Origin of the sequence: Sphingomonas sabuli (assembly GCF_014352855.1) — a bacterium.
GTDB classification, from domain to species: domain Bacteria; phylum Pseudomonadota; class Alphaproteobacteria; order Sphingomonadales; family Sphingomonadaceae; genus Sphingomicrobium; species Sphingomicrobium sabuli.
Window position 1 is genome coordinate 842169 of the sequence record NZ_CP060697.1, and the last position, 22823, is coordinate 864991.

Below are 22823 nucleotides of genomic sequence, written 5' to 3' on the forward strand. Positions count from 1 at the left end.
CAGACCATGGACGTGATCCTGCTTGAACGGGTCGAGAAGCTCGGCGGCATCGGCGATGTCGTCACCGTCAAGAACGGCTTCGCCCGCAACTACCTGCTGCCGAACAAGAAGGCCCTGCGCGCCAACGAGGCGAACAAGAAGGTCTTCGAAGCCAACCGCGCGAAGATCGAGTCCGACAACGCCGAAAAGCGCACCGAGGCCGAGAAGGACGCCAAGTCCGTCGACGGCAAGACGGTGCAGCTAATCCGCCAGGCGTCGAACACCGGTCAGCTGTACGGTTCGGTTTCGGCCCGCGACATCGTCGAGGCGCTGGACGGCGAAGGCGCCAAGGTGACCAAGAGCCAGATCAACCTCGCGCGTCCGATCAAGGCGATCGGCATGCACGACGTGAAGGTCGCGCTGCATCCGGAAGTGTCGGTGACGGTGCACGTCAACGTCGCCCGCTCGCCGGAAGAAGCCGAACTGCAGGCGCAGGGCATCGACGTCATCGCCCAGATGTTCGAGGAACAGGCCGCGCCGCTGGCCGCCGAGACCATCCAGGCCGAAAACGACGCCGAGGCCGCTGAAGCCGCCGAAGCCGAAGCCGCCAAGGCCAAGGCCGCCCGCGACGCCGAAAAGGCCGCTGCGGACGCCGCCGCCGAAGCGGAAGCGGAGGCCGAGCCGGCCGAGGAAACCGCCGACGACGCGGCCGCCACGGACGACAGCGCGGACGACGCCGAAGACAAGTAAGCGTTTCACGACGCGACGCGAGAGGGGCTGCCGGTCATCCGACCGGCGGCCCTTTTTCTTTCCGTTCGTCGCAAAATCTTCGTTCGCGCTTCGGTTCGTCGATTTCCTCTCCCCGCCGCCGGAACGCTGCCAAGCGCGCTGGTGTTGAGCCGATTGACGCGGGGCGAGTTTAGGAGACGGGAAAAATGTCCGACATCAACAACCAGAACGAAGAGCAATCGCAGGGCCAGAACAGCCAGTTCGGCAAGGACCAGCAGCAGTCCGCGACGGGCCAGCAGAACCAGCAGCCGGAAACCGGCCAGCAGGGTCAGTCCGGGCAGCAGGGCGAGACCAGCGAATGGACGCCCAAGACGGACACCCAGTCGGGCGAACAGTCCGAAACCGGCCAGCAGGGCGACACTGCCTTGTCGCAGCGTACGGATGAGCAGGGTTCGACCGGCACCGACCAGTCGTCCACCGACGCCCAGTCCGGCGAAGGCTTTGTCGGCTCGAAGGGCGAGGAATCCGGCGAGTACCTCCAGGACTCGACCCAGCACGCCGGCTTCTCGCGCACCGACGAGACCGCCCAGGACGGCTCGGGCCCGGAAGGCTCCAGCGAACGTACTGCCAATAAGGAAAGCGATATCGAAGGCAGCAGCAACAGCTAAGCCGTCGACGCTTTTCCGGCGCCGCGTCCCCTTTACCCCGGGACGCGGCGCCCTTTTTTTATGCGCCGCGCACCCGCGTCAGGAACGCCGCTTCCTTTTCGTACCACGGACGGAAACTCGGCCGGTCGAGGATGCGGTCGGCAAAGGCCATGGTCTTGCCCCACCGCTGCCGATCGGGATCGATCCCCAGGTGGCGCAAATTCGCGAACGGGCTCGCCACGGCGATATCGGCGAGGGTGAGGCTGTCGCCGACCAGGAAGCCGTCAGCCTCTGGCGCCACGCTCTCGATATAATCCAGCACCCGCGGCAGCTCGTCGCGCTCGGCCGCATCGGCAACCGCCGAATCGCCGTCGCGCTTCATGAACATCGGCGCGACGATGCGGTTGAAGAACATCTTCGCCCCGCAGGCCGCGAAGATGGTGTCGGCGAATTCGTCGAACCAGATGCACCTGCCGCGCAACTCCGGGTCGTCCGGGATCAGCGGCGGGTCGGGGTGCTTGGCCTCGAGATAGTGGATGATCGCGCTGCTGTCGGACAGGTGGAACTCGCCGTCGGTGAAGGCCGGGATCTTGCCGAACGGGCTCGCCTTGCGGAAATCCGGATCGGGATCGCCCAGGCCGATCGGTTTCACGTCCAGTGCGACGCCCTTCTCGCCCGCAAACGCAATCACCTTGCGCACGAACGGCGACATCGAAGAGCCGAACAATATCACGCTGAAATGCCTCCATCCCGTCTGAGGAAGCGTATCTGCGCCCATGCCCACGGCGGCACAAGCATCAGCGAATGCGATAATGGTCGGCGACCCGGTCGAGCGCGATGGTCAGTACCAGCTTGCCCGCCCGCGCCGGCCAGCCGAGCGCGGTTTCGGCATCGCGCATGCCCTCGCCCGCGCAGACGACCCGCCACAGTATGTCGGACAGGCCTGGCCCCGCCGCCGCCAGCGCCGCGTCGAAGCGCCGCCGGGCATCGACTTGCCCGGCCAGCAGGTCGCGCGGGCCCGACGACCCGCCCCGCTGCCGGCCGATCGGCGCAGCGTCCCAATGCATCGTCACGTTGGGCGCCAGCCCGCCGCGCTCCCAATCCCGGCGCAACTGTTCGCCCGCGTCGAACTGGCGCCGGCTGACCAGCCCGCGTGAAAGCAGCCAGCCGAGCGGCGATTCCGCGCCATTGACGGTTACCGACCGAACCGCCTTGCAGGCCCGCCCGCGGACTGTCTCGCCTTCGCGGCCGATTGCCTGCTCCCGCAGCAGCCGATTGTCCTTCGATGTGGTCATCATGCCTCCGTTCGCCGCGTTCCCGAGTCGCGCACTATTGGCAATTATATACTTTACTTAGCAGTCCGTGTCTGCCATACGATCAGCACAGACAGGAAAGCTAACCATGAACGTCAATATCACCGACCCGATCTTCCACTCCGAAGAGAAAGCGGAAGCGCACATCTTCAATTCGCGCTGGCCGGACGGTGAGCCGATCTGCCCCCATTCCGGTTCCACAAAGGTTCGTCGCATGGGCGGCAAAACCCAAGCTGGTATGTTCCTCTGCAACGACTGCCGCGACAAGTTCACCGTGCGTACCGGAACGGTTATGGAGCGCTCGCATGTGCCTCTCCATAAGTGGTTGCTGGCAACGCACCTGATGGCCGCGTCCAAGAAAGGCATGAGCGCCGCACAAATGGGCCGCATGCTCGGCGTGACCTACAAAACCGCGTGGTTCCTTTGCCATCGCATCCGCGAAGCAATGGATGAAGCTAACGGCACCGGCCCGCTCGGCGGACCCGACAAAGTGATCGAAAGCGACGAAGCCTATGTCGGCGGCTTCAAGAAGAAGCGCCTGTCCGGCAAGGTCGCGCCGAAGAAGAAAGTCGTTACCCTCGTCGAGCGCGGCGGTCGCGCCCGTTCGTTCCACGTTACGCACGTCAACTTCTCAATCGTCCGCAACGCGCTCGTTACCAACGCGCATCGTTCGTCGCATCTGCGTACGGATGATGCGCGCTTCTACAACACCATCGGGCGTGAGTTCGCCAGCCACGAAACCACGTTGCACAGCAACCGTGAGTTTTCACGCGGCAACGGCAACCACAGCAACACTGCCGAGAACTTCTTTTCTATCCTCAAGCGTGGCGTGATCGGCACCTACCATCACTGGTCGTTGCAGCACATTCACCGCTACCTTGCAGAGTTCGATCTTCGCTACTCGACCAAAGATGCGACCGACACCGATCGCGCAGCTGCCATCCTCAAGGGAATGGAAGGCCGTCGCCTGACCTATCGGCGGACTGGTTTGCTCACCGCCTAAGTACTTTGCCGTGCGCCGCTGGATCGGGACGCCGCGCGAACGCTGGACTCGCAGTTAAGGCGGGTTCAGCTTCCCGGCGCCGAATTGACCGATAAAGGGAAAGCACGTGGCCGCAAAAATCTATCTCAACGTAACGGAAGACGTTGATCCTGCTCTCGACACACTTTTCCACTGCGAAAAGATGCCGGCCTTCGAGGGAACTGACAAAGAAGAAAGCCTCGCATGCGGATCATGCAAAACTGTAATTGGGCGGAATGTCAGCACGCGAACGGTCTACGAAAGGTTCCTAACCAGAGGGAGGAAGCTTCTCGTTCGCTGTGATTGCGGCGCCTATAACATCATCCCAACTAAGGCAGGAGTTACTTAGATCGAGAGGGTCGCCAAGTTTATATGTCCCTACCGGTGTAATGATCAACGCACCGCTCCTTTGCGGCTCTTATTGTGCGGCTTGTGCGGCGTCTGGAGCATCCGCTTCAGCGCCGCATCTGCCCGCCGCTTTGTCTCTTCTTCGGAGTAGGTTTCGTCTTTAGGATCGTCAGCCATGTTCAGCATCCTAGTCCAGCTAGATCAGCATCCGGAAGAGCGGGATCTGATCGGCAAGATTATACTCGCTTATGGCGTCCTCGAAGTCGCCCTTCTTGAGTGTGTCAGGGCCGCACTAGATGACGACATCTACACCGCAACACGAGTCATGTACCGACTGAAGAGCGAGAGTAACCGCTTGGAGGTGGCCGACGCGCTCGTTAGGCACAAAATGACCAGTTATAAGATCGGGCCGGCCTGGGAAGAGGCATACGCCGCATACAAGTTCTGCAAAAACGTCCGCAATAGCTATGCCCACAGCACGTGGGTCAGTGATCCTGACGGGACATTGCGATTTGGGGATTTAGAAAAATCTGCAAAAAGCGCTGTGGGAAAAAGCAACATTAACTTCAGGCCGCTCACCAAGCCAGTCCTAGAGGCCCAGTACGCCTACTTCACTCAAGCTCACCATCTGATGCTTTACGCGCTCGATCAGTTTCAAACAGCTGCGAAGCATCCCCGAAAATTGGCTCAAGATCAGTATATCCTAAAGCCACCGCGAGTACCTCGACCGAAGCTCGATAGTCGTGGAGAGGCACCGACTCCCCGATAGAGTTGGAGAGGTGTGAGGCGGCCTCGATCAACGCCCCTTCCACTGATTGTTGGATACTTCCGCGAACCGCTCCGGTTAGTACGCCCTCCGATTTTTCCGATTCGCTCATGCTTTGCTCACTTAAGTATATAAGTGCCGCACTATTGCCACAACGGCGAAACTGTAGGACAGATAGAAACCTGTTTGGTTCGTGGAGGCTCGGCTATGATCACTCGGATTCGCGAAGTACGACGGGCGCGGAAGATGACTCTCGACGAGGTCGCTCGGGCCTGCGACCCGCCGACCACCGCGCAGACCATCGGCCGGCTGGAAACGGGCACTCGCACCGTCTCGCTCGGCTGGCTCAACCGCATCGCCGCCGCGCTCGGAGTCGAGGCGCAGGACCTTGTGGCAAGCGGCGACGCGCAGCCGCAATTGCCTGTCGCGGCGGTGATCGGCGCGGGCGGCGCCCACGCCCCGACCAGGACGGCCGTGGTCGTCGCTCCACGGCCGCGTGACGGGCAGATCGCCCTGACCGTATCGGCCAGCCTCGGCGATTACCGCGCCGGCGACGAACTGTGGTGCGAAACGCTGCAGCCGGAGGATTTCGGTCGCGCGCTCAACCGCGACATCCTCGTTCCGCGCCCGGCCGGGCGCTTCCTGTTCGGGCGGCTGATCGGACGCGAAGCGCCGGACGCCGCGGATTCGACCGGCAAGCTACAGCTGCTGCCGCTCGGCGCCGGGCTTCGCCAGCAGGTGATCGCCAATGCACCGTGGATCGCGATGGCGACCCGGCTGGTGCGCAGCCTCTAGTCGGCCAGCGCCGCCTCGCCGCGGACCGTGCCGCCGCGAACCGAATGCAGCCACGCGCCGAAATGCGCGCGCGCCCGGTCGGTATAGGCTTTGCGCCGGTCGGCTTTCTTCACCCGGCCTTCGGGCGGTGGCATCAACCCGAAATTGACGTTCATCGGCTGGAACGTCTCGGCATCCGCGCCGCCGGTGATGTGGCTGAGCAAGGCGCCGAGCGCGGTTTCGACCGGCGGCGGCGCCAGCACCTGCCCGCGCTCCTCGGCCGCCGCGAACAGGGCGGCCGCCAGCCCAACCGCCGCGCTTTCGACATAGCCTTCGCAGCCCGTGATCTGCCCGGCGAAGCGGATGTTGGGCTTGCTCTTCAACCGCAGCTGCCCGTCCAGCAGGCGCGGCGAGTTGATGAAGCTGTTGCGGTGGATGCCGCCAAGCCGCGCGAACTCGGCGTTCTCCAGTCCCGGGATGGTACGGAACACGCGCACCTGCTCGCCATGCTTGAGCTTGGTCTGGAACCCGACCATGTTCCACAAGGTGCCGAGCGCATTGTCCTGGCGCAGCTGGACCACCGCATAGGGCCAGCGGCCGGTGCGCGGATCGTCCAGGCCGACCGGCTTCATCGGCCCGAAGCGGAGCGTCTCCACGCCGCGTTCGGCCATCACCTCGATCGGCATGCAGCCTTCGAAATAGGGGGTGTCGCGCTCCCACTCCTTGAACTCGGTCTTGTCCCCGTCGCGCAGCGCCTGGATGAACGCCTCATACTGCGCCTTGTCCATCGGGCAGTTGATGTAATCCTTGCCCTCGCCCTTGTCCCAGCGCGACTGGACCCAGGCGATGTCCATATCCACGCTGTCCTTGTGGACGATCGGCGCGATGGCGTCGAAAAAGGCCAGCGCCCCTTCCCCCGTTTCCGCCGTGATCGCTTCGGCCATCGCGGATCCGGTCAGCGGGCCGGTGGCGATGATCGCCGGATGGCCGGGAAGAGCGTCGATCCGTTCGCGCACGATGGTGATGTTGGGATGACCCTCGATCGCTCGGGTAACCTCGGTCGCAAACGTCTCGCGGTCGACGGCCAGCGCGGACCCGGCCGGGACCCGATGGCGGTCGGCGCAGCGCAGGATCAGCGAGCCCAGCCCGCGCATCTCCTGGTGCAGCAAGCCGACCGCATTCTTGTCCGCGTCGTCGGAACGAAAGCTGTTGGAACAGACCATCTCGGCCAGCCGGTCGCTGTCGTGCGCGGGCGTGGTGTCGCCGCCGCCGCGCATTTCGGACAGGCGGACGGTGAAGCCGGCTTCGGCCAGTTGCCAGGCGGCTTCGGATCCGGCCAGGCCGCCGCCGATGATGTGCATGTCGGGCATGGCGGCGCCTGTACCGGCTCGCCGCCGCTGCTGCTACCCCGACGCGTCGCGCTGAACTTGAGCTAAGTTATTCCAATGTGGAGCCGCCTTCCGCTAAACCGTTAACTCGTCTAGGCATCCCTCAAGAAGCTTCTGGAGAGAGTCGGGAATGCAAACCGTCGCAAGCGGGTTAACAAGCTGCGCCAATCAGGTCGCGGCTCCATCGGGATTTGCCCGGTGAACCGCGACCTCGCCGTTACAAACCCGGAAGCCTGGCCGATCCAGCCCTATGTCGACCCGGGCGCCCAGCAGCCCGAAATGGGACCGACGCTCGACCTTCGCTCGGTGTTGCACATCCTGCGCGAATGGCGCTGGCTGATCCTTGCGACCGTCGCCGCGGGCATTGCCCTGGCGGTGGTCTATACGGTGCTGACGACGCCGATGTACCGCGCGTCGGTCATTCTTCAGGTCAATCCGCCGACGGTCGAAATCCTCGACGAGGAAAGCGGCGACCGTTCCAACGATCCCGCGCCATGGGATTTCGTCGCCACCCAGGTCGGCCTGCTCAGCAGCCGCAGCCTGGCCGAACGCGTCGCGCAGGACCTGAACCTCGCCAACAATCCGAACGTCGTCGACCAGGAAAGCGACCCGGCGCAGCGGCTCAAGTCCGCTACCGACGTCGTCGCCGGCGGCCTGACCGTCGTCCCGCCGGACCAGGGGCAGCTGATCAGCTTCAGCTACGATTCCGAATCGCCGGTTCTCGCTGCGCAGGTCGCCAACGGCCTGGCCGAAGGCTTCATCAATTCGAACCTGCAACGGCGCTACGAAAGCTCGGCCTACGCCCGCAACTTCCTCGAACGGCAGATCGCCAAGACCCGCGGCGACCTCGAAAAGTCGGAGCGGCAGCTGGTCAGCTACGCGCAGCAGCAGGGCATCATCAACACCGCCACCGACCAGGGGTCGAGCCCGCTTTCGACCGACGCCAACTCGCCGACCGGCCAGTCGCTTGGGGACACCAACCGCGCGCTGTCCGAAGCGACCGCGCGCCGGGTCGCTGCCGAAGGTGCTTACCGCGCCGCGCAGAACAGCGGCGTCACGTCGACCGAAACGGCCAGCTCGCAGGCCTTGCGGCAAAGCCGCGCCGCGCTTGAAGGCGAATATCAGCAGAAGCGCACGCTGATGAAGCCGGAACATCCCGAAATGGTCAGCCTGCGGTCGCGGATCGCGGAGCTCGACCGCCAGGTTTCACGGGAAAATTCGAACGTCGCCGCCGGCCGCGTCAACGCCCTGCGCAACGATTACCAGGCTGCCGTTGCCGCGGAAAATGCGCTTCGCGGACGCGTTTCGCAGCTGAAGGGCGACGTGCTCAACCTGCGCGGGCGCAGCATCCGCTACGCCATCCTGCAGCGCGACGTCGACACCAACCGCGCGCTCTATGACGCCCTGCTTCAGCGCTACAAGGAAATCGGCGTCGCGGGCGGCATCGGTACCGCGCCGGTGTCCATCGTCGACCGCGCCGATCCGCCGGGTGCGCCGTTCAAGCCCAATCTGATGCTCAACCTGATCGTCGGGCTGACCCTTGGCTTCCTCGCCGGACTGCTCGCCGCGATCGCGCTCGAATATCTCAACGATACGATCAAGGACCGCGAGGATATTCGCACCAAGCTGGGCCTCGCCTGTCTTGGCGTCGTGCCCAAGCGTCCGGCCAAGGGCGACTTTGTCGAGGATCTGCGCGACCCGACCTCGGGCGTCGCCGAAGCCTATTCGACCATTGCGGCCTCGCTTGGCTTCAGCACCGAAAGCGGTGTTCCGCGCGTTCTTCTGCTGACCAGTTCGCGACCGGGCGAAGGCAAGTCGTCGAGCGCGCTCGCCTTGGCACAGAACTATTCGCGCCGCGGCCAGTCGGTCCTGCTGATCGACTGCGACCTGCGCAAGCCGGCGTTCAAGTCGCCGTCGGACGATATCGGCCTGACCAAGCTGCTCACCAATCACGAACCGATCAGCGGACACATCTCGCCCACCCACTTCGAAAACCTGTCGCTGCTGGCATCCGGGCCGGTTCCGCCCAACCCGGCCGACCTGCTCGCCACCGGCCGCTTCCAGGCCATCGTGCGCGAAGCGTCGTCCCTGTTCGACATCGTGATCATTGACGCCCCGCCGGTCATTGGCCTCGCCGACGCGCCATTGCTTGCAGCGATGGTCAAGGACGTGATGTTCGTCATCGAAGCCGGGAAGACCCGCACCAGCGTCGCCCGCGAAGCGATCGGCAAGTTGCAGGCGGCAGGGGCGCATATCCTTGGCGCGACGCTGACCAAGGCGACCGGTCGTCACTCCGCTTATGGCTACGGATACGGCTACGGTTACGGCTACGGCTATGGGTATGGGTACGGCGAGAAATATGGCGCAGTCGACAAGAACCGCACGTCCATCGCGCTCATCCCGAACCAGTCCGACGCCTGACGGAACGCCGCGTCCGCGGAGCGCCGCGGCAATTGCGGTAATCGCCATACTGGCGCTGCTGCTCGCCGCGCAGGTGACGCGCGTCACGGTTGCCGCGCGCATCGTGTCGGCCGATCCGGCCGGCGCCGCGCGGCTGGCGCCGGACATCCCGCCCGTGCTTGCCGCCGGCGCGATGGCCGAAGTCGGCGCAGCCGCCGCACAGGCCGCGCCGCCGCCGCCGCAGACCGCGCAAAAGCTGCGCCGGCTGGCCGCGATCGCGCCTTTGAATATCGAACCCTATCTCGTCGGGGCGGCGCTGGCATCGCGCGCGGACGATCTGGCCCGCGCCGAAACGCTGTTGACCGAGGCGCGCCTGCGCCAACCGCGCTCGGCCGCCGCCCGCTACCTGCTGGCCGACACGCTGATGCGTGAGAACAAGGTCATTGGCGCGGTCCAGGAAATGGCGGTCGTGTCGCGCCTTCTGCCCGGCACCGCGGTGCAGCTGGTGCCCGCTTTGGCCGATTATGCCCGCACGCCGGGCGCGCGGGACGAACTTGCCGCCGTCATCCGGGCCAATCCGCTGCTCAAGCGGCCACTGCTCAACGCGCTTGCCGCCGACCCCGCGAATGCCGACCTCAGCCTGGCCCTTGCCGGGACCGACGCGCGCTCGTCCGATCCGCAGGACAAGGAATGGAAGACGCGACTGATCCGGGGGTTGATCGACGGCGGCGATTATCCGGCGGCCTATGCGCTGTGGCGGCGTTTTGCCGGTGTCGCGGGCGACACTCAGCCCCTGCTCTACAACGGCACGTTCCAGCGCGGCCCCGCACCGCCGCCGTTCGACTGGTCCTACACCACCGGCAATGCCGGCGGCGGCTTTGCCGAGCCCGCGGACGGCCGCTTGCGCGTGCTATATTACGGACGAGAAAATATGGCGCTGGCAGCGCAGACGCTGCTGCTCGCACCGGGCGCCTACACCTTCCAGGCCCCAGTCAGCGGCACGGCGGCGGAAGGCGCGCTGGCCTGGACGCTCGTTTGCGCGGGATCGTCCGCGCCGCTGATGACTCTTCCGGTGGGCAAGGGCGACAGCGCCCGCTTCACCATTCCCAACGGCTGCACGGCGCAGACCCTGACACTCAAGGGAACCGCCAGCGACATGGCGCAGGACAGCGACTTGCGCATCGGCCCGGTCGTCATCGCGAGGGCCGCCCGATGAGCCGCCTGCGGTCCTGGATCGTCCCCGCCTACCTGTTGCTGGCGATTATCCTCGGCGGCAGCGCGCAGGGCGTATGGGGCAACCTTGCCCTGCAACTGATCGGCATCGCGCTGATCGGTTTCTGCGCCGCATTCCAGCCCGCGCCCTCCGGCCCGTGGCTGGCGCGTTTGCCCGTAATGCTATTGATGGCCGCGCTTGTAGTAATCGCCGTGCAACTGGTGCCGCTGCCGCCCGGCGTATGGACCGGCCTCCCCGGCCGCGGTGCCATCGTCGAGGGCTTCCGCGTCCTTGGCCAGCCGCTGCCCTCGCTGCCCCTGTCGCTGGCGCCCTACCAGACGCTGGTCACCGCTTTCTGGCTGATCCCGCCGATCGCCGTATTCGTCGGCGTCCGCAACCTCGCCCCGGAACCGCGGCGCATTGCCATCGCCATCGTCGGCGGGACGGTGCTCGCCATCCTGCTCGGCGCCGTGCAGGCCGGCGGCGGCGAAGGCGGCCCAGCTTATCCCTATGCCAACAGCAGCGTGGGCGCGGTCGGTTTCTTCGCCAACCGCAATCACATGGCGACCTTGCTGCTGGTCGCGATCCCCGCCGGCGCGGCACTGCTTGGCACCAGCAAGTCCGATCGCCGGTCCAGCGCCGGGCGGTACGGGATCGGTATCGCCCTGCTTCTGCTGCTGCTCGTCGCGATCGCGCTCAACGGGTCGCTGGCCGTCTATCTGCTGGCCCTGCCGATCCTGCTGGCCAGCGTGACCCTGCTTCCCGCCGCGGCGGCGTGGCGGCGCTTTGCGTTACCCGTCACCGCCGTCGCGCTCGTCGCCGGTATCGCGGTGCTCGCCACGCGACCGGTGTCCGTCCTGCAGGACCGCGAGACCAGCCGTTCGGTCGATTCCCGAAGCCAGATCTGGGCCACGACCAACCGCGCCATCGCCGACAGCTTTCCCGCCGGAACGGGCCTCGGCACCTTCGAGCAGGTCTACCGGCAATATGAAGACCCGGCCCAGGTCACCCCCAGCTACGTCAACCACGCCCACAACGATTATCTCGAACTAGTGCTGGAACTAGGCCTGGCCGGGCTGATCCTAATGGCCGTGTTCGTCGGCTGGTGGGCATTCGCGTCCGTCCGGGTGTGGACGTCGCAGCTGAGCGCGCCCTTCGCCCGGGCTGCGACCATCGCGTCGGCCGCGATCCTCGTGCACAGCGTGGTCGATTTCCCCGCGCGGACCGCGGCCATCGCCTGCATCCTTGCCGCCTGCATCGCCCTGATCGCCGGCCAGTTCCGCCCGGCCGCTACCGCTCAACCCGGCCAGCGCCGGTCCGCCCGCCACGTCTCGCTCGGTTGACGCGGTGCGCGTCTTCACCATCGGCTACGAAGGCGTAACGCAGGACGAATTCGTCGGCGCGCTGCAACAGGCGGGCGTGGAACGGGTGATCGACGTCCGCGCCGTTCCCAATTCCCGCCGGCCCGGCTTTTCGAAAACCCCGCTGCGCAACGCGCTGGCGGAAGCGGGGATCGACTACGTCCACCTGCGCGCGCTGGGAACGCCGGCGGACGGCCGCGCCGCCGCCCGTGCCGGCCGCCACGATGAGCTCGAACGCATTTACGCGGGCCAGCTCGAACTGCCCGAAGCGATCGCCCAGAGCGCGCAGATGATCGAACTGGCGCGGGAAAAGCCCAGCGCGTTGCTCTGCTTCGAACGCGATCCCGGCGGCTGCCACCGCACCTTGTTGCTCGACGCAGCAGCGCCGGACGCGGAGGTGATCGACCTGTTCGCCTAGGCCGTCAGGCCGGCGGCGCGGCCTCGCCTGCCAGCAATTCCTCGATGTCGGAGATCGGCCGGTCGGTCATCTCCTTGTTGACCGTCTTGACGATCCGCTTCTCGGTTTCCTTGTGCAATTCCTTGCGCAGCACGCCCAGCGCCTTGGGCGGCAGAATGATCACCAGCTCTTCGAAATCGTTGCTCAACGCCCGCTTGTTCAGCTCAGCGGCCGCCTGCTTGACCCAGCGGTCCTCGCCCTGCTGGTGGAAATCCGTTTCCTCCATCGTGTCGCGGCCGCTGCCCGCGCGCGAACCCTGCACGCCGGGTGCGTCGGTCTTGAGATCGCGGTCCATCGCGTCCTCGCGCTGGTCATGCGATTCGGTGCGCAGGTCGAGGATTTCGGCATCCCCCTTGTTGCGCAGGAACAGCATCTTTTTCCCGTCACCGACGAATACGAGCGCTCCGTTGCGGATGGCCATGTGCGAAAATCTCCCAGTGAAGTGTGTGCCAAGCCAACGCCGCCTGCCGGTCCGGCGTTCCCCACGCCACCCTATCCAGCGAACGGTTCGCGGGCCGGGGCCCGGCCAAACCGCCGGGGACGCATTTCGACATGGCGCCGCGTCGGGCGAACGCCCGCATTCTCGATGGAGGTGCGCGGCACCTGGGCGCGGACCGACACGGGCAGCACATCGAGTAGTGCCTTGCGCAGCGTCTGCCATCGCAATCCCAGCACCAGCAGCAAGCCGCCCACCGTCGCCATCGCCAGCGGCAAAATGCCGGTAATGCTGACCATCGCGACGAACGCCTGGTACATGGTAGCGAAAATAAGCGACCGTCGGTCGATGACCAGCGACAGCAGCAGGCACGCCGCGAAGAAGCCAAGGAACGGCAGCGCCGCGGGCCCCGAAACGTCCGGGTGCTCGGCGATGTAGAGCCGCATCCATCCGGCCGCGTCGCCGGGCGAACCGAGCATCAATTTGAGCACCGCGCCGGAGATGAAGAAGCCCGCGGCGACATGGCACCAGAAGGCGACCCGGCTGCGCACGGTTTCGCGGCGGATGTCGGTCAGGTCCCACCACAGGGCGACGCCAAGAAGGACGACGCCCCAGCCAAGCGTGACGAGGTTGACCAGCACGTTCGACGGGTCGGTCATGACCAGCCGAAGCAGGCTGGTGGCAAGGTTGAGCGACGCGACCCAGCCCGCGGCGACGGCCATCGGCAGGCGCGCCCAGCGCCACCACAACCAACAGCCAAAGGTGACGATCAGCCCGACCAGCCACAATCCGGACGCATCGGTCAGCGCGTCGCGGCCTTCGAAAACCCTGCTTGAAAATCCGAAGGCCGCGTACAGTGCCATCAGGCTCAGCAGGACGGCGAAGAAAAAGAAGATCACGTGAGCCGTCGCAGCTCGCCCGCGCTCGATTGTGTGTCGGCGGCTCATCCAGAAAAGGAAAGCCATCAGCCCCAACGCGATCGGCGGGACCATGCCGATCATGGCAATCCCGGCGAGCATCAAAACGCCGAGCCCGGCCGCGATCATGATGTCGGCCAAGCTGGTCGGCACCTCGACCCGCTCCATCGTCGCGGCACTGGCGCCGGTCTGCCGCGCGTCGAGGTTGCGCAGAGCCGTGGCCTGGTCTTCGCCGATGATCCCCGTCCGGACGGCGGTTTCAATGTCCACGTGCTCGCGCATGCCATCGAAACGATAGCGGACCGGCGGCTACCGAAGGATTAAGACCTACTCCCCGTCTTCGGGACCCGACGCCAGGTCCTCGCCGACCGTCGCGTCGGGCAGCGGCGAGATTTCGGCTTCGCCCTCGAGCTCTTCCTCGTCGCTTTCGTCGATGCGGGCGACGCTGACGACCTTTTCGCGGTCGCCGATGCGGAAGATGGTGACGCCCTGCGTGTTGCGGCCCGCGATGCGGATGTCGCCGACGGTGGTGCGGATCATCTTGCCCTGGTCAGTGACCAGCATCAGCTGTTCGCCCGGCCGCACCGTAAAGCTGGCGACGACGCCGCCGTTGCGTTCCGACGTGACGATGTTGGTGACGCCCTGCCCGCCGCGGTTGGTGCGGCGATATTCGAACGTCGACGAGCGCTTGCCATAACCGTTCTCGGTGATGGTCAGCAGGAACTGCTCCTTCTCGGCCATCTCCGCATAGCGCTCGGGCGTCAGCCCGTCGGCGCCGTCATTGTCGCGCCATTGCGGCGCGCGCAGATAGGCTTCGCGCTCTTCCGCCGTGGTCCCGGCGCGGCGCAGCACCGACATGGAAATCACCCGGTCGTCGCCAAGCAGGCGGACGCCGCGCACGCCGGTCGAACTGCGCGACTGGAATTCGCGCACGTCGGTGGATTTGAACCGGATCGCCTTGCCGTTGCGGGTCGCCAGCAGGACGTCGTCCTCCTCGCTCAGCAACCGCACCCCGACCAGCCGGTCGGTGGTGTCTTCCTCCGCCTCGTCGTCGCCGGCGGAAAACTTCATCGCGATCTTGCCGTTGGACGGGACGTTGGTGAAGGCGTCCATGCTGTTGCGGCGGACCAGCCCGCGCGCGGTCGCGAACATCAGGTGCAACCCGCCCCACTCGGCTTCGTCCTGCGGCAGGGCAAGCACGGTCGAAATGGTCTCGCCCTCGGCCAGCGGCAAGATGTTGACCATCGGCCGGCCCTTGGTGTTCGGCCCGCCCTCGGGCAGCCGCCACACTTTCATCCGGTACACCCGGCCAAGGTTGGAAAAGAACAGCACCGGGTTGTGCGTCGACGTGACGAACAATTCGGTGACGACGTCCTCTTCCTTGGTCGCCATGCCGCTGCGGCCCTTGCCCCCACGCTTCTGCTCGCGAAAGATCGAAAGCGGGGTGCGCTTGATATAGCCGCCCATGGTGACGGTCACGACCATGTCCTCGACCTCGATCAGGTCTTCGTCCTCGATGCCGTCGGCGGCCGGGGCCAGCTCGGTGATGCGGTCGGTCGCATATTCGCGTTCGACCTCGTCCAGCTCCTCGCGCATCACCTCGTACAGGCGCACGCGGTTGCCGAGGATCTCGAGCAGCTCGCCGATCGAATCCGCCAGCTCCTTCAACTCGCCACCGATCTCGTCGCGGCCAAGCGCGGTCAGGCGGTGGAGCCGCAGCTCCAGGATCGCCTTCACCTGCGCTTCGCTAAGCTGGTAATCCTTCTTGCCGCTTTGCGGTTCGACCGCCTCGACCAGCGCGATGTACGGGCGAATTTCCTCGCCCGGCCAGTTGCGGGCCAGCAGCTTCTCGCGCGCCACCGCCGGGCTTTCGGAACTGCGGATCAGCTTCACCACCTCGTCGAGGTTAGTCACCGCGACCACCAGTCCAAGCAGGATATGGGCCCGCTCGCGCGCCTTCATCAGCTCGAACTTCGACCGGCGGGTGATGACCACTTCGCGGAAGCTGATGAACGCTTCGATGAAGTCGCGCAGGGTCAGCGTTTCCGGCCGGCCGCTGCGGATCGCCAGCATGTTGGCCGGGAAGGAGGATTGCGCCGGCGTGTGGCGCCACAATTGGTTGAGCACTACTTCAGGGGTCGCGTCGCGCTTCAGGTCGATGACGATGCGCACGCCCTGGCGGTTCGATTCGTCGCGGATGTCGGCGACGCCCTCGATCCGCTTGTCCTTGGCGGCCTCGGCGATCTTTTCCACCAGTCCGGCCTTGCCGACTTGGTAGGGGATGGCGGTCAGGACGACCGACCGGCGATCGTTGCGCCCTTCCTCGACCGTGTAGCGCGACCGCATCATGATCGACCCGCGGCCGGTGGTGTAGGCGCTGTGAATCCCGCTCTGGCCAAGGATCAGCGGCCCGGTCGGGAAGTCCGGCCCCTTCACATAAGCCATCAGGCCTTCGGACGTGATTGCCGGATCGTCCATGAAGGCGCGGCACGCGGCGATCACTTCGCCAAGGTTATGCGGCGGGATGTTGGTCGCCATGCCGACCGCGATTCCGCCCGCACCGTTGACCAGCAGGTTGGGAAAGCGCGCGGGCAGCACCTGCGGCTCGGTCTCCGAGGCGTCGTAGTTGGGCGTGAAATCGACCGTGTCCTTGTCGATGTCCGCCAGCAGGAAGTTGGCGACCTTGGCCAGCCGCGCTTCGGTATAGCGCATGGCAGCGGGCGGATCGGGGTCCATAGATCCGAAATTGCCCTGCCCGTCGATCAGCGGCACGCGCATCGACCATGGCTGGGTCATGCGCGCCAGCGCGTCGTAGATCGCGCTATCGCCGTGCGGGTGATATTTACCCATCACGTCGCCGACGATGCGGCTGGACTTGCGATACGGCCGCCCGGCGACATAGCCGGCCTCGTCGCAGGCATAGAGGATTCGCCGATGGACCGGCTTCAACCCGTCGCGCACGTCGGGCAGCGCGCGGCTGACGATCACGCTCATCGCGTAATCGAGGTAACTGGTCTTCATCTCGTCGATGATCGAGATGGGCGCGATATCGCCCGGTTCTTCGGGTGTGCGCTCTTCGTCCGCCGGCGGCAGGGTGGCCAAGGCTTTTCCTATCTGTTCACATGATTACGCAAGGCGGGCGACGACCGCGGACCGGCGGCCGTTCCCATTCCCGGACAACCTAGCCGATGATGGTGCCGGGCGCCACCCCGCGCACGCGCGCCTGCGCGTATACGCGCGCGAGAACGCCCGACTTTTCCCCAACGAATTTTAGGCGATTTCGCCAATTCGGCGGGACCTGCCCGCGCGCGCATTTCGGCGGCGTGTTCAATTCGGATACGTCGCTGTCCCGTTTCGGGATAGTTAACGAATAGTCACTTTTTCCGCTGCCCCCTTGGCATAGAGCAAGCGTTGGACAGCCACGTTCAAAGACTTGCCGCGAAAGATCCCGTTTGCGTTTCGACGATCGCCTTTACACCGTGCTGGCGCAACAGCCGACGACAGCCCACGACCGTGCCGTGCGCTGGCGCCAGCTGGTCGAGCTCGTCGCGCGCAGCCCGGCCAATGGCGACGACGCCCTGGTCCGGCAGGCGATCGACGCCATTGCCGCCGACCGCGCCTCGATCGACGACCGCGTCCGCATTGCCGCCGCCCTCGCGGTCGCGGCCTTGCCCCTGCCCGAACGGCTGGTGTCGGCCTTTGCCGCGGACACCCTTGCCGTCGCCGCGCCGGTCCTTGCCAGCGCCCGCCTGACCGCGTCGGAATGGAAACAAGTCGCCGGCGCCGCGAGCGAGGAATGCCGCGGCTTCATCGCCGCGATGCGCTCGGAACAGCCGCAGCAGCCCGCGCCGCCCGCACTCGAACCTGACCAGCCCGCCGAACCGGCGCAATCCGACTTGATTCCGTCGATCAGCGAGGTGGTCGCGCGCATCGAACGGATCCGCCACGCCCGCGACGAGGAAGACGCCGCGCCGATCGAAGCGCCCGATGGCGCGCCGCCGCAGCTGTTCCGCTGGGAATGCAACGAGGCGGGCGAGATCGACTGGGTCGACGGCGCTCCGCGCGGCGCGCTGGTCGGCCAATCCATCGCCCACGTCGGCGCCGGCATCGACAAGGTCGTCGAACGCGCGTTCGGGTCGCGCGCGCCGTTCCAGGACGGCCTGCTCGAACTGCCGGCCGACGCCACCGTCGGCGGCACCTGGAAGATCAGCGGCGTGCCCGCCTTCGACCGCGCCAGCGGCCGCTTTGCCGGCTATCGCGGTCTGGCCGAACGCGCCGACGCCGACAGCCTTGCCGCGCACGCACCGACCTCGATGCGCGAACTGGCCCATGAAATCCGCACTCCGCTGAATGCCATCATCGGCTTCGCGGAGATGATCACCGGCGAATATCTGGGCCCGGCCGGCGACCGCTACCGCGCCCGCGCCGCCGACATCGTCGGCCAGGCGCGACTGCTGCTGACCGCGGTCGAGGATCTCGACTTCGCCGCCCGCCTGGGCTCCGGCAACGGCAGCGAGCGGACCCGCTTCAACCTTGGCACGCTGGTCGAAGACAGCAGCCCGGCGCTGCGCGAGATGGCCGAGGCCCGCGGCGCCACGCTGGATGCCGCGCGTTCGACCCGCGACCTGACCGTCAGCTTCCACCCCGAACTGGCGCGGCGGCTGGTCACGCGGATGTGCGGCGTCGCCATCGATGCTGCCGAAGAGGGCGAAGTGTTGCGCTTGTCGGTCGACGACCGCGACACCTGCTGCCGCGTGTCCATTTCCCGCCCGCGGGCGCTTCGCGGCGTGTCCGATGCCGACCTTCTGGGGACCGGCGACGACACGTTCGGCAAGGGCTTCGCGCTGCGCCTCGTGCGCGGGCTGGCCAGGGCCGCGGGCGCGTCGCTGGTGCTCGCGTCGGATGCCTTCATCCTCGAATTGCCGCGCGACTGATCCGGCTTGGCGCGCGCGGCGCCAGCCTCTATCGCTGCGGGCCTCCGGGCTGGGGCCTGTAGCTCAACGGTAGAGCCGGCCGCTCATAACGGCTAGGTTGGGGGTTCGAATCCCTCCGGGCCCACCACCCGCACCGGCGCGTGCCGGGTTTCCAAAGCGCCGGGCCGCGTCTAAGCGCGCGGACGTCGGGGAGTAGCGCAGCCTGGTAGCGCATCTGCATTGGGAGCAAAGGACGGCGCTCGAAAAAGGCAGCTGTTCTAAGCATTTGCGGAAAGAGCCGCTCCGGGTCCGTGGATATTCCGTGAAACTGGCGCTTAAATGGGTCAGCTTTGGCCGGAACGCGGACCTTGGGCTAACCCCTGGTAACAGCCTTACGGATGGCAGAAGGCACTCGGACCAATGCCAGCAAGATGTTCATGCCGTAGAGCCAAGCGAATGCCCCAGCCGCGAACTTAAGCCCTCCAGAAAGGCCGTCGTCAGCAAGCCCGAAGAAGAACGCAGTGAAGGCGGCGAACAAGCAGAAAACCATGCCGTGAAGGCTGCGCACGTCGTAGCGCAACCTTCGCTCGTGCAGGCTTTGCTCAATCCAGAACCGACCACGGTCGTAAATCACCATTGCGAGCCAGTTCGGTCCAAACGGGTTGCTCCACAAGGGGTCGTCGAAAATAAGATAATCTGAACCGCGCTCGCTCACGCTTTTCCGTTGCCTCTCCAGTAACTGTTCTACGCGGTCGAGCGCGGCTGCATTCGGGCCGACGCTGTCGAGCGCGACGGAACCGCGCAAGTGCCAAAGAAGGTCCAACATCCGCGACAATGGCTACGGCGGCTGTCGAATGTTCGCAATGGATTAAGCCGACGCATACTTCGCGCGCCTTCACCTGCTGCTCCGCACGCTTTTGGGCAGCGCGCGCGGGATCCGTGGTCTCCGCGATTAAGGCGATGGTTTCGGTGTCATCCGGCGCAGACTCTTCGTATCTCATGCCCGCATTTACAACGGAGCGCTCTGTGCGGAGTCCGTGGATACTGTGACGCGCTCGGTCCAAATCGGTCGAGCGGCGTCATGGTCGATTGCTTCGAATCCGTTAGAAATCTAAGGGCTTCGAGAAGTCGGGGAGTAGCGCAGCCTGGTAGCGCATCTGCTTTGGGAGCAGAGGGTCGCAGGTTCGAATCCTGTCTCCCCGACCAATCCATTGCACGACATCGCGCTGGCGTTGCCCGCCCGGGCATCCGCGCCGCCGCGCTTCGCTTACTGCTGGTTGGCGTCCGCGGTCGTGTCGTTGTCGTTGGCGTTGGTGTCGACGTCGATGTCGACATCGGTGTTGCGGACCGCGCCGGCCGCGTCTTCGGCGACGTTGCCGATCGCCTCGCCTGCGTTTTCGGCGGCGGCGCCCATGTCGGCAGTAACCTCTTCCATCTCGTTCTGGTCGTACTGGACGGTCACTTCGTCATTGGTGGCATCGTTGTTGACGCTGCACGCGGCGGTGAACAGCAAGGGCATGGCAAGCAACAAACGCATTTCAATCTCCCTGATTTGATATCCTAACGCCCGCGGGGCCGTTTCGGCTCCGCATTGACCGGCCCGGCCAGCACGGCAAGCATCGCGGTCCACGCGGCGACGTTCTGCCGCAGCGCGTCCTTGTCGACCTTGTCCAGCGTGTCGTCGGGCGTGTGGTGGTAATCGAAATAATAGGTGCCGTCCTGGCTCAACCCTACACCGGGGGCGCCGGCTTCCAGCATCGGCCCGATGTCGGATCCTTCCGCCTTGTCGGTCGGCCCCGGCACGATGCCGAGCGGCGCCAGCGCGGCCTGCAGCGCCCGCGCCTCCGCGTCGCGCTCCTTGCCCAGCTTGCTTGTCACCTGCCAGATGCGGCCGGCGCCGAAATCGCTCTCGGCCAGCGCATAATGCGGCTCGGTATGCGCCTTTTGATAGGCGAGGCCGCCGAACAGGCCGGTCTCCTCCGCGCCGAACCAGACGACGCGGATCGTGCGCAGCGGCTGGCCCGCGTCCATGATCCGCTTGGCCGCTGCCGCGGCGATGGCGACCCCCGACGCATCGTCGATCGCGCCCGTGCCCTGGTCCCAGCTGTCGAGATGCCCGGCGACCAGCACCGGCGGCAGCGACGGGTCGCGCCCCGGTACTTCGGCGATGACGTTGCCGGACTGGCCGCGGCCGGTCTGAGAGACCAGCACCAGCCGCATCGTCACCGGGCGACCGCGCTTCAGGATGCGCTGCAATTGCTCGGCGTCGGGCAGGCTGAGCGCGCCGGCCGGGATCGGCCGCACCCCGTCGGGGAACTGCATCGTGCCGGTATGCGGGTTGCGGTGATAATCGGTGCCGATGGAGCGAACGACGATGCCGATCGCGCCCTTGGCGCTGGCAATGCCCGGCCCCTGCCGCCGCGGCCCGCCGAAATAACCATAGCCCGATCCGTCCATCGTCCGCGGCATGGCGTGTGACACGAACACGATCTTGCCGCGCACCGCCGCTTCGGGCGCGGCCTCCAGCTCGGCCAGCGAATCGAACCCGACGACGTCGCCGGTAATGCCTTGCGGACCAGTCGACGCGCTGTTGCCAAGCGCCGCGACCACCAGCGGCTGCGGAAACGGCGCGACGATTTCCGCGCTTTCGAACCCCCGCGTCCACACCGGCAGCTCGAACGGCTCGATGCGCACGTTGGCAAAACCCATCGCGGTCAGCCGCGCAACCGCCCAGGCCCGCGCCCGCGCCTCCGCTTCGGTCCCTGCAAGCCGCGGCCCGACCTCGGTCGTCAGCCCTTCGGTGATGTCCCAGGCATAATCGTCCGCCAGCGCCGCGTCGCGCAGCTGCGCCACTCGCGCGGGGACGGTCTGGGCGGCGGCGGGAACGGCGATCGCGGCGGCAAGGCCAAGCAGGAAAAGGCGCGTCATGCCCTTGCCTAGCGAACCGCTTGCGCCGCCGCCACCGGCTTTCGCCGCGATCCGGCTACAACAGCCGCAACTGGTCGCCCTGCGGCGGTTCGAACAGGTCGCGGCGCAGCGGGAATTTGGCCGGCGGCAGGCCGTACCGCTGGGCCGCTTTCTCGAACCGCGTGCGCAACAGGTCGGCCCACACGCCCTGCCCGCGCATCCGGCTGAAGAAATTGGGGTCGTTGTCGCGGCCGCCGCGCATCTGGCGGATGACGCTCATCACCTTGCCCGCGCGGTCCGGGAAATGCTCCTTCAGCCAGTCGCGGAACAGCGGCGCGACCTCGTGCGGAAGGCGCACCGGCAGGTAGAAACCGCCTCGCGCGCCGGCCTCGGCGGCCGCCTCGACGATGCTTTCCAGCTCATGGTCGGTAACCTGCGGAATGACCGGCGCGATCGCCACGTGGCACGGCACGCCTTCGGCGTTAAGCCGGCGGATGGCGGCGATCCGCTTGCGGCCGGCCGGCGCGCGCGGTTCCAGGATGCGGCTGGTCGCGGGATCGAGCGACGTGACGGAAATCGCCACCGCCACCAGCCCCAGCGCCGCCACCGGCTTCAGCACGTCGAGATCGCGCAGCACGCGGTCCGACTTGGTGGTGATGGTGAAGGGATGCTTGTGCTCGGCCAGCAGCTCGATGATCGACCGCGTGATCCGCCACCGTTCCTCGATCGGCTGGTACGGATCGGTGTTGGTGCCCAGCGCGATCGGCGCGCATTCGTACCCCGGCTTGGCCAGCGCCTGATGGAGCAAGGCCGCCGCGTCGGGCTTCACGAACAGGCGGCTTTCGAAATCCACGCCCGGCGACAAGTCGTGATAGGCGTGGGTCGGCCGCGCGAAGCAATAGATGCAGCCATGTTCGCACCCGCGATACGGATTGACCGACCGGTCGAAGCCGATGTCGGGCGAATTGTTGCGGGTCAGGATGGTGCGTGGCCGTTCGATCGTCACCGTCGTCTGCCGCGGCTGTACCCCGTCCAGCGCTTCGACCTGGTCGAGCCAGTCGCCGTCGGCCGCCCGCGCCTTCAGGTTGAAGCGCGTCGGGGTGACGTTGCGGGTGGCCCCGCGCCCGTTGATCGACTCGGTCGGCATGGGCCCAGTCTATGCCCGTGCGTGAACAAAACAAGAACGTTGACGGCAGGACGAGCGAAAAACGCGGGGATGGATTCTGGCGGCGTTCATGTGCGGCTGGTAGGATC

21 protein-coding genes and 2 tRNA genes are annotated in these 22823 nt (G+C 66.1%); 12 read left to right on the forward strand and 11 right to left on the reverse strand.

Annotated elements, in window-relative coordinates:
• The first annotated feature begins 6 nt into the window (after positions 1–6).
• Together rplI and H8M03_RS04235 are read left to right on the forward strand one after the other, a co-directional pair.
• Complete coding sequence (gene rplI, locus H8M03_RS04230) at positions 7–729, forward strand: 50S ribosomal protein L9 (RefSeq protein WP_187480500.1); 723 nt, start codon at positions 7–9, stop codon at positions 727–729.
• Between the two features lie 185 nt (positions 730–914).
• Complete coding sequence (locus H8M03_RS04235) at positions 915–1376, forward strand: hypothetical protein (RefSeq protein WP_187480501.1); 462 nt, start codon at positions 915–917, stop codon at positions 1374–1376.
• Between the two features lie 58 nt (positions 1377–1434).
• On the opposite strand, the gene H8M03_RS04240 is transcribed toward H8M03_RS04235, so the two are convergent.
• A complete protein-coding gene (locus H8M03_RS04240) occupies positions 1435–2067 on the reverse strand; it encodes a glutathione S-transferase family protein (protein ID WP_246449086.1) in 633 nt (210 codons plus the stop codon).
• An 85-nt stretch (positions 2068–2152) separates the two neighbouring features.
• Entirely contained in the window at positions 2153–2653 is a 501-nt protein-coding gene (locus tag H8M03_RS04245; RefSeq protein ID WP_246449089.1) for a DUF6456 domain-containing protein, read from the reverse strand.
• Positions 2654–2756: 103 nt separating this feature from the next.
• Between H8M03_RS04245 and H8M03_RS04250 the strand changes: the two genes are divergently transcribed.
• Positions 2757–3671: an IS1595 family transposase gene (locus H8M03_RS04250; RefSeq protein WP_187480503.1), complete on the forward strand. Its 915-nt coding sequence runs from the start codon at positions 2757–2759 to the stop codon at positions 3669–3671.
• A 411-nt stretch (positions 3672–4082) separates the two neighbouring features.
• On the opposite strand, the gene H8M03_RS12875 is transcribed toward H8M03_RS04250, so the two are convergent.
• A complete protein-coding gene (locus H8M03_RS12875; RefSeq protein WP_281400253.1) occupies positions 4083–4214 on the reverse strand; it encodes a hypothetical protein in 132 nt (43 codons plus the stop codon).
• Here H8M03_RS12875 and H8M03_RS04255 point away from each other — a divergent pair.
• Positions 4213–4806, forward strand: coding sequence for a hypothetical protein (locus tag H8M03_RS04255; protein WP_187480504.1), 594 nt, complete (start codon positions 4213–4215; stop codon positions 4804–4806). The genes H8M03_RS12875 and H8M03_RS04255 overlap by 2 nt on opposite strands.
• A 204-nt stretch (positions 4807–5010) precedes the next feature.
• On the forward strand, positions 5011–5598 hold the full coding sequence (locus tag H8M03_RS04260; protein WP_187480505.1) for a helix-turn-helix domain-containing protein: 588 nt from the start codon (positions 5011–5013) through the stop codon (positions 5596–5598).
• Here the strand turns inward: H8M03_RS04260 and trmFO are convergent.
• Positions 5595–6947, reverse strand: a complete 1353-nt coding sequence (gene trmFO / locus H8M03_RS04265; protein ID WP_187480506.1) for a methylenetetrahydrofolate--tRNA-(uracil(54)-C(5))-methyltransferase (FADH(2)-oxidizing) TrmFO — start codon at positions 6945–6947, stop codon at positions 5595–5597. The genes H8M03_RS04260 and trmFO overlap by 4 nt on opposite strands.
• 216 nt (positions 6948–7163) lie before the next feature.
• Here trmFO and H8M03_RS04270 point away from each other — a divergent pair, with 216 nt between their 5' ends.
• The 4 genes from H8M03_RS04270 to H8M03_RS04285 all read left to right on the forward strand — a co-directional run bounded on the left by H8M03_RS04270 (position 7164) and on the right by H8M03_RS04285 (position 12357).
• Entirely contained in the window at positions 7164–9386 is a 2223-nt protein-coding gene (locus H8M03_RS04270; protein ID WP_187480507.1) for a GumC family protein, read from the forward strand.
• Positions 9387–9459: 73 nt separating this feature from the next.
• A complete protein-coding gene (locus H8M03_RS04275) occupies positions 9460–10581 on the forward strand; it encodes a tetratricopeptide repeat protein (RefSeq protein ID WP_187480508.1) in 1122 nt (373 codons plus the stop codon).
• Positions 10578–11921, forward strand: coding sequence for an O-antigen ligase family protein (locus tag H8M03_RS04280; protein ID WP_187480509.1), 1344 nt, complete (start codon positions 10578–10580; stop codon positions 11919–11921). The genes H8M03_RS04275 and H8M03_RS04280 overlap by 4 nt, the downstream gene beginning before the upstream one ends.
• Positions 11922–11925: 4 nt before the next feature.
• The gene (locus H8M03_RS04285; RefSeq protein ID WP_187480510.1) at positions 11926–12357 is read left to right on the forward strand and encodes a DUF488 domain-containing protein; all 432 of its coding nucleotides are present in this window, start codon (positions 11926–11928) and stop codon (positions 12355–12357) included.
• Between the two features lie 4 nt (positions 12358–12361).
• On the opposite strand, the gene H8M03_RS04290 is transcribed toward H8M03_RS04285, so the two are convergent.
• From H8M03_RS04290 to gyrA, 3 genes are all read right to left on the reverse strand, one after another.
• Positions 12362–12817, reverse strand: coding sequence for a host attachment family protein (locus tag H8M03_RS04290; RefSeq protein WP_187480511.1), 456 nt, complete (start codon positions 12815–12817; stop codon positions 12362–12364).
• 71 nt (positions 12818–12888) lie between these two features.
• Positions 12889–14031, reverse strand: coding sequence for a hypothetical protein (locus tag H8M03_RS04295; RefSeq protein WP_187480512.1), 1143 nt, complete (start codon positions 14029–14031; stop codon positions 12889–12891).
• A gap of 45 nt (positions 14032–14076) precedes the next feature.
• On the reverse strand, positions 14077–16770 hold the full coding sequence (gene gyrA / locus H8M03_RS04300; protein WP_187480942.1) for a DNA gyrase subunit A: 2694 nt from the start codon (positions 16768–16770) through the stop codon (positions 14077–14079).
• A 431-nt stretch (positions 16771–17201) separates the two neighbouring features.
• Here gyrA and H8M03_RS12880 point away from each other — a divergent pair, with 431 nt between their 5' ends.
• Together H8M03_RS12880 and H8M03_RS04310 are read left to right on the forward strand one after the other, a co-directional pair.
• The gene (locus H8M03_RS12880; protein ID WP_187480513.1) at positions 17202–18683 is read left to right on the forward strand and encodes a sensor histidine kinase; all 1482 of its coding nucleotides are present in this window, start codon (positions 17202–17204) and stop codon (positions 18681–18683) included.
• Between the two features lie 52 nt (positions 18684–18735).
• Positions 18736–18810, forward strand: a tRNA-Ile gene (locus H8M03_RS04310).
• A gap of 225 nt (positions 18811–19035) precedes the next feature.
• On the opposite strand, the gene H8M03_RS04315 is transcribed toward H8M03_RS04310, so the two are convergent.
• Positions 19036–19488, reverse strand: coding sequence for a hypothetical protein (locus tag H8M03_RS04315; RefSeq protein ID WP_187480514.1), 453 nt, complete (start codon positions 19486–19488; stop codon positions 19036–19038).
• 303 nt (positions 19489–19791) lie between these two features.
• On the opposite strand from H8M03_RS04315, the gene H8M03_RS04320 reads away from it, so the two are divergent.
• A tRNA-Pro gene (locus H8M03_RS04320) sits at positions 19792–19868 on the forward strand.
• Positions 19869–19929: 61 nt separating this feature from the next.
• On the opposite strand, the gene H8M03_RS04325 is transcribed toward H8M03_RS04320, so the two are convergent.
• From H8M03_RS04325 to H8M03_RS04335, 3 genes are read right to left on the reverse strand one after another with little or no spacing between them, the layout of a single operon-like run.
• Entirely contained in the window at positions 19930–20199 is a 270-nt protein-coding gene (locus tag H8M03_RS04325) for a hypothetical protein (protein ID WP_187480515.1), read from the reverse strand.
• A gap of 23 nt (positions 20200–20222) precedes the next feature.
• Positions 20223–21590, reverse strand: a complete 1368-nt coding sequence (locus tag H8M03_RS04330) for a M20/M25/M40 family metallo-hydrolase (protein ID WP_187480516.1) — start codon at positions 21588–21590, stop codon at positions 20223–20225.
• Between the two features lie 55 nt (positions 21591–21645).
• Positions 21646–22716 carry a PA0069 family radical SAM protein gene (locus H8M03_RS04335; RefSeq protein ID WP_187480517.1) on the reverse strand — a complete coding sequence of 357 codons (1071 nt, stop codon included), beginning with the start codon at positions 22714–22716 and terminating at the stop codon, positions 21646–21648.
• Between the last annotated feature and the right edge of the window lie 107 nt (positions 22717–22823).